The sequence below is a fragment of the Chromohalobacter sp. 296-RDG genome, assembly GCF_029889885.1.
Lineage (GTDB): Bacteria > Pseudomonadota > Gammaproteobacteria > Pseudomonadales > Halomonadaceae > Chromohalobacter.
This window is the reverse complement of record NZ_JARANY010000017.1, coordinates 58,258-64,941: the sequence shown is the minus strand read 5'-3', so window position 1 is coordinate 64,941 and position 6,684 is coordinate 58,258. Positions and strand designations below refer to the sequence as shown.

The 6,684-nt window shown below is 59.5% G+C and carries 6 protein-coding genes; all 6 read left to right on the top strand.

All coding sequences use genetic code 11. The features are described from left to right. Positions 1-200: 200 nt before the first annotated feature. The 6 genes from OP495_RS08900 (at position 201) to OP495_RS08875 (ending at position 6,617) form a co-directional block, all read left to right on the top strand. Complete coding sequence (locus tag OP495_RS08900; RefSeq protein ID WP_280562982.1) at positions 201-947, top strand: FadR/GntR family transcriptional regulator; 747 nt, start codon at positions 201-203, stop codon at positions 945-947. A 320-nt stretch (positions 948-1,267) separates the two neighbouring features. Continuing rightward, complete coding sequence (locus tag OP495_RS08895; protein ID WP_280562983.1) at positions 1,268-2,227, top strand: tripartite tricarboxylate transporter substrate binding protein; 960 nt, start codon at positions 1,268-1,270, stop codon at positions 2,225-2,227. 103 nt (positions 2,228-2,330) lie between these two features. After that, positions 2,331-3,872: a tripartite tricarboxylate transporter permease gene (locus OP495_RS08890; RefSeq protein ID WP_280562984.1), complete on the top strand. Its 1,542-nt coding sequence runs from the start codon at positions 2,331-2,333 to the stop codon at positions 3,870-3,872. After that, positions 3,869-4,324 carry a tripartite tricarboxylate transporter TctB family protein gene (locus OP495_RS08885; protein WP_280568616.1) on the top strand — a complete coding sequence of 152 codons (456 nt, stop codon included), beginning with the start codon at positions 3,869-3,871 and terminating at the stop codon, positions 4,322-4,324. Before OP495_RS08890 ends, OP495_RS08885 begins: the two co-directional genes overlap by 4 nt. Positions 4,325-4,364: 40 nt before the next feature. Continuing rightward, positions 4,365-5,528, top strand: coding sequence for a mandelate racemase/muconate lactonizing enzyme family protein (locus tag OP495_RS08880; RefSeq protein ID WP_280568615.1), 1,164 nt, complete (start codon positions 4,365-4,367; stop codon positions 5,526-5,528). Positions 5,529-5,561: 33 nt separating this feature from the next. Next, positions 5,562-6,617, top strand: a complete 1,056-nt coding sequence (locus OP495_RS08875) for a tartrate dehydrogenase (protein WP_280568612.1) — start codon at positions 5,562-5,564, stop codon at positions 6,615-6,617. The last annotated feature ends 67 nt before the right edge of the window (positions 6,618-6,684 follow it).

Sequence of the window (6,684 nt, the reverse complement as noted above, 5' to 3'; positions counted from 1 at the left end):
GCGGTGACCAACTCCTGGTGTCCCGCCGAATGGCAGGAAGATGGCGCCTGGATGCGCCTTTTCCGCAATGCGCGCGCGTGGATGGATTGATGTTCGGGCAGGCGTGATCAGCGATGGCGCCTGTGGGGGCCTTGCATGATCCACAGGCGCCTCGAAATGCGTTAGGTTGAGCGGGTATGTCTTCTCCATGGGCCCCGTCAATGACACATGATTCTAACTCCGAACGGCGCGGAGGCTTTTATCACACGGAGGTCGCGGACTCGCGCGCGCGTCCTGCGAGGCTCAGTGACAAGGTCTATGGCGTTATCGTCGAGCGTATTCTTCAGGGGGAGTACGACGAAGGTCATCGGCTACCTTCCGAGGCCAAACTGGCCGAAATGAACCAAGTCTCTCGGCCCATCGTGCGTCAGGCGTTATCACGGCTCAGGGAAGACGGCTTGGTGAGGTCGCAGCGGGGGGCGGGTAGTTACGTCATGCGCCGCCCAGACCGTGCCATGCTGGACTTTGCCCCACTGGACAGTCTGGCGGACATGCAGCGTTGTTTCGAGTTTCGAGCGGCGCTCGAGGGGGAGTCGGCACGTGCGGCCACTCAATATGCCTCGACGTCGGCGCTCAAGGAGATCGAGAAGGCGCTACAGCGCTTGGAAATGTGTATCCAAGTGGGTGAACTCGGGGTGGATGCGGACTTCGGCTTTCATCTCGCGGTTGCCAATGCCACCAACAATCGATTTTTCACCGATACCCTCCTGTCGCTCAAGGCACAGATCAATTTCGGCCAGAACCTGGCGCGCAATCTTGGTCTACGCCGTCCTGGGCAGCACTTGCCGGAAGTTCAGGAAGAGCATGTGCGAATCTTCGAGGCCATTAGAGCAGGCGATGCCGAGCTGGCCTGCCAGCGGATGCGTGAGCACATCGGTAACTCACGCCTTCGCGTGTTCGAGGGTTAGCAAGATCCACATGTTCATTTAAAACAACTCGACCGGTGTGCGCTTGCTTTTTTCACAAGAGCGTATTGTACGTAAGATATTGTTTTTAAATTATATTTAGTTGGGTTTTTTGTGTGGGGACGTGTTTTACCTGCTTTACCCGACTAAGGTCTACCTTTTGTGAGTGGACAGATTTTACAAGTTGGCTAGCTTCAAAGGTGCGGTATGCATTTCCCCCGACACGAAATGCGTATGACGTTTCATTCGCTCCGCCATGACGGTGACAAGAACAATCGAGCGGAGAACGTCGTCAGACCACAAGAAGACCAAGGAGTACGCCAATGACACTCGCCACGACACGCTGGGTAGGCTCGCTAACCCTGATGGCTGCCTTGGGCATGCCCGGGGTCGCCTTCGCCGAGTATCCCGAACAACCCATTACTTATACGATTCCGTTCGATCCGGGGGGTGAGTCCGACGTCACCGCACGCTTCCAGGAGCCTCACCTGGAAGAAATCCTGGGGGTCGATGTCAACGTCAATCACCGCCCAGGTGGTGGTGGTGCCGTCGGCTGGAGCGAGTTCCAGAATAATGCCGAGCCCACGGGTTACGAGATGATTGGCGTCAATATTCCACACATCATCGCCCAGCCCATCATGCGTGAGGATGCCGGTTACGAGACTGATAACTGGAAGATCGTGACCTTTTTCCATACCACGCCCAATGCCTTGATCGTCCCCAAGGATAGCCAGTTCGAGACGCTCGATGAATTGGTCCAGTACGCCAAGGAAAATCCCCAGGCGGTAACGCTGGGCGGAAGTGGGACGTTCAGTGCCAACCACCTGGGCGCCTTGCGTCTGGAGCGTGAAGCGGATATCGATGTGACTTACATTCCTTTCACCGGCACGGGGCCGTTGCCAGCGGCGATACAGGGCGGGCACGTGTCGGGCATCTTCAACTATTCGATGCTTGGTGTGCAGATGCAGGACAACGCACGTGTCTTGGCCGTGGCCTCGGAAGAACGGGTGCCCGCGCTACCGGACGTGCCGACCTTCAAGGAACTGGGTTACGACATCGTCGGCGGTGCCTATCGCGGCGTCGCAGTCCCCAAAGGGACGCCGGATGAGATCGTCAATACGCTGGAAGAGGCGTTCGCCGAAACCAATGAGCGCATCGCCGAAAAGCAGGAGCCACTCGGCTTCGTCATGACCGACATCACCGATGGCGAAGTGGATGAGGTCATACAGCAACTCAAGACGGCCTATCAGCCGATCCTCGAAGAAGCCAAAGCCAACCAATAAAGCGACGTGATGCGTCACCCGCCTCTGCGATCCTCATGGTCGCAGGGGTGGGTGCTGGCCGTTCATCTGAAGCGACCCATCCTGCACTTAGTGGAGTTGGCTCATGGACATGTTACTGGAAGCTTTATTCTCGATCCTGACGCTCAAAGGGCTCGTGACCATTCTGTGCGGGGTGACGGCGGGGTTATTCATCGGCGCCTTGCCAGGGTTGACGGCGACCATGGCGTTGGCGGTGTTGTTGCCGTTCACCTTCACGATGTCGCCCTTGCAAGGCCTGATAGCGCTGGGAGCAGTTTATATGGGCGCCATCTATGGCGGCGCCTTTACTGCCATTCTGATCAATACTCCTGGAACGCCGTCGTCCATCGCCACGACGTTCGACGGCTATCCCATGGCGCGACAAGGGCGTGCCTACGAAGCCCTGGCTGCTGCGACCATTGCCTCGGTGGTCGGCGGCATCATTGGGGTGACGTTCCTGCTCTTGCTGGCGCCGCCCCTAGCGAGGCTTGCCGTGGTGTTCGGACCGGCCGAGATGTTCTGGGTGGCGCTGCTGGGCCTGACCCTGGTGGCCAGCCTATCGAGCGGGTCGCTGCTCAAGGGGTTGCTTGGGGGGTGTATCGGCATGCTGTTGAGCACCGTCGGCGTCTCGCCGATCGGTGGCGAAACCCGCTTCATCTTCGGTATACCGGCGCTACAGGGTGGAATCGAATTGATCGTCGCTCTGATCGGCCTGTTCGTGATCCCCGAACTGATCTCGATGGCGGCCCAGGGGCGAGGCGCCTTGCCGGAAAGCGGCAAGCTTCAGGGCGGTGCGGGCTCGGCCATTATGCGCATGGGTCGGCATATCTTCGGCAAGCCCGTCAATCTAATCCGTTCCTGCATCATCGGCCAGCTCATCGCCATCATTCCGGGCGCAGGGGGCAACGTCACTAGCCTAGTGGCCTATAACGAGGCCCGCCGTTTCTCCAAGGATCCATCGTCGTTCGGTAAGGGCAACGTCGATGGCGTGATCGCCTCGGAGTCGAGCAACAATGTCATGGTGGCCGGCAGTATGGTGCCGTTGCTGACTCTGGGCATTCCCGGTGCGCCACCGGATGCCATCATCCTTGGCGTGCTGCTCATGCATGGCCTGCGCCCGGGGCTGGATCTGTTCACCGAAACCGGGGTGCTGACCAATGGCTTCATCCTCTCGATGGGGTTTGCGTCCATGTTCCTGCTGCCGGTCGGCCTGCTGGGTGGTCGGTTGATTCATCGTGTCGTGGTCAAGACGCCGTTCTACTTCCTGCTGCCGAGCATCGCCATGGTCACTATCCTGGGGACCTATGCGCTGCGCAACAGTATGACCGACGTCTTCATCATGCTGCTGTTGGGCTCGGTGGGGTATTTCCTGCGCCTGATCGGCATCCAGGCGGCGCCCATCGTCTTGGGCATGATCTTGGGCGTCATCGCCGAGAAAGGCTATGTGCAGACAATGCTGACGGCCGTTGTCGATCCGGTACCCTGGCTGCGGCTGTTCGCCAACCCGCTATCGATCGTGCTGGCCTGTCTGGTGGCGTTGAGTGTCGCGACCACCTTGTTGCCGGGTTGGCTGGAGCGTAGCGGGCGCATGGCCAAGGTCGATCCGGACGAGGAGAAGCCATCATGACCCTGCGTCTCAATACCGATTTCGCCGCGGGACTCTTTGGCTTACTGTTCGCCGCCATCCTGTGGTTTCCGCGTGAGGGCATGGGCCGGCTGAGCATCATCTTTCCCCGCGCCATCCTGGTGATCATGGTCGCGTTGTCACTGGCGCTGATCGTCAAGGCGTTTATCAAACCGGCGGCGCGTCAGGTGGAAATCGAAGGTGATCCACGACGTCTGGTGATCATGATCGTCGTGTTGTTTGCCTGGTGGTACGCGATTGGTGTGCTGGGTTTCTTGGTGGCGACGGCCATCGTTTTCTTCGGCCTGACCTGGTACCTGGCGCATATCGAGGGGCCGGTACCCGTGCGTCGCCTGGCCCAATGGGCACCGATCGTTGCGGTGCTGATCGGGGCTTTCTATCTGGCCTTTACGGAAGTCCTGAGCGTCAGGCTACCGTCCGGTATCTGGTCGTAATCACTCAAGAACAATGGTGGCCTCAAGACAAGGAGAGAACATGCGAATCACCGACATCAAGGAAGCGCGGGTCTCGATCGCGTCCGATATCGCCAATGCCTACATTTCATTCGCCAAGATGGATGTGTCCATCCTGGCAATCTACACCGACACCAAGGTCGATGGCCGGCAGGTCGTGGGGTATGGCTTCAATTCGAACGGGCGCTATGCCCAGAGTGGCTTGCTGAGAGAGCGTTTCCTGCCCCGCCTGGAGGAGGCGGACCCCGCGTCATTGCTCGATGACAGTGGCCACAACCTTGATCCATTCAAGGTCTGGGCGACGCTTATGGCCAACGAGAAACCGGGCGGTCACGGCGAGCGCTCGGTAGCGGTGGGCATCATCGACATGGCGATCTGGGACATCGTGGCCAAGGTCGAGAACAAGCCGCTGGCGCAGCTATTGGCCGAACGCTTCGGTGATGGCGAGTTGGATAGCGGTGTCTCAGTCTACGCTGCTGGCGGTTATTACCATCCTGGCAAGGAAATCCAGGGGCTTCAGGAGGAGATGCGCGATTACCTGGACATGGGCTACGTGGCCACCAAAATGAAAATCGGCGGTGTGCCGCTGAAAGAGGATTTGGCACGTGTCGAGGCGGCGCTCGAGGTGGTGGGGGACGCGTCGCGTCTGGCGGTGGATGCCAATGGCCGCTTCGACCTGCAGAATACGCTGGACTTCGCCGATGGCTTGGCCCCCTATGGGGTGCGCTGGTACGAGGAGGCCGGCGACCCGCTCGACTACGCCCTGCAGCGCCAGCTATGCGAACACTATGCCGGTCCGACCGCGACGGGGGAGAACCTGTTCTCTCATCAGGATGTACGCAACCTGCTGCGCCATGGAGGGATGCGTCCCGATCGCGACATTCTGCAGATGGATCCGGTGCTGTCGTATGGACTAGTGGAATACCTGCGCATGCTGGACGAGTTGCATATTCGCGGCTGGTCGACTCGTCAATGCATTCCCCACGGAGGGCATCAGTTTGCCCTCAATATCGCTGCCGGCCTCAAGTTGGGTGGCAACGAATCCTATCCTCGAGTCTTTGCGCCCTTCGGCGGTTTCGCCGATTCCACGCCGGTCGAGAACGGCTATGTGGCCATGCCGGCCATGCCGGGCATTGGTTTCGAGGACAAGGCCGAGTTGATGAAGGTCTTCCACACCCATCTATAAGTCTTGGGTCAATTGCAGCAGAGGATATTCACCATGCGTCATCACAAGATCGCCGTGATTCCTGGAGACGGCATCGGCGTCGAGGTCATCGAGGCGGGCAAGCAGGTCCTGCAGGCCCTGGCGGAGAAAAGCGGCGAGTTGAGCTTCGCCTTTAGCGATTTCCCGTGGAGCTCCGACTATTATCTGGAGCATGGCCGCTATCTTCCCGAGGGTGGCCTGGAAGAACTGGCCACTTTCGATGCCATCTATTTCGGCGCGGTGGGCAGTCAGCGTGTGCCGGACCATGTCTCGTTGTGGGATTTGCGTCTAGCGATCTGCCAGGGATTCGATCAGTATGCCAACGTGCGTCCCGCTCGGTTATTGTCGGGGATCGGTAGCCGGTTGCAGGACGCCGACAAGATCGACTGGGTGATCATCCGCGAGAACAGCGAAGGCGAGTATTCCGGTAATGGAGGACGGGTACATCGCGGCCTGCCGGAAGAAATCGGCACCGAGGTGTCGATCTTCTCGCGCAAGGGGGTGGAGCGCATCCATCGCTTTGCCTTCGAGATGGCCCGAAGTCGGCCGCGCAAGATGTTGACCCTGGTGACCAAATCCAATGCTCAGCGGCACGGTATGGTGCTGTGGGATGAGGTGTTCTTTGAGGTGGCCGAGGATTACCCCGACGTCAAGATCGACCGTGAGCTCGTCGATGCCGTGACCACGCGCATGGTGCTCAAGCCGGACACGCTGGATACCGTGGTGGCGACCAACCTGCACGCCGATATCATTTCCGACCTGGCGGCGGCGCTGACGGGAAGCCTGGGGATTGCACCGACCGCGAACCTGAATCCCGAGCGCCGCTTTCCCTCCATGTTCGAGCCGATCCACGGCTCGGCCTTCGATATCGCTGGCCAAGGCATCGCCAACCCCGTGGGCGCCTTTTGGACGGCAGTCATGATGCTCGAGCACTTGGGAGAAACCACGGCCGCCGAGCGACTGATGGCGGCTATCGAGCGCTTGACGCGCTCCGGTGTCCATTCCCGGGATGTGGGTGGTGCTTCAACGACACATGAGATAACCCAGGCGGTATTGAATGAATTGAGTTGATGCTCCGCCAAAATAGCGACAAGACCGCAGCCCGAGTAAACATCGGCGCTGCGGTCTTGCGTGACGC

Excerpts from the sequence above, each read along its gene's own strand:
- OP495_RS08875 (WP_280568612.1), top strand. The coding sequence starts at position 5,562 with ATGCGTCATCACAAGATCGCCGTGATTCCTGGAGACGGCATCGGCGTC.
- OP495_RS08900 (WP_280562982.1), top strand. The coding sequence starts at position 201 with ATGACACATGATTCTAACTCCGAACGGCGCGGAGGCTTTTATCACACG.
- OP495_RS08890 (WP_280562984.1), top strand. The coding sequence starts at position 2,331 with ATGGACATGTTACTGGAAGCTTTATTCTCGATCCTGACGCTCAAAGGG.
- OP495_RS08880 (WP_280568615.1), top strand. The coding sequence starts at position 4,365 with ATGCGAATCACCGACATCAAGGAAGCGCGGGTCTCGATCGCGTCCGAT.
- OP495_RS08885 (WP_280568616.1), top strand. The coding sequence starts at position 3,869 with ATGACCCTGCGTCTCAATACCGATTTCGCCGCGGGACTCTTTGGCTTA.
- OP495_RS08895 (WP_280562983.1), top strand. The coding sequence starts at position 1,268 with ATGACACTCGCCACGACACGCTGGGTAGGCTCGCTAACCCTGATGGCT.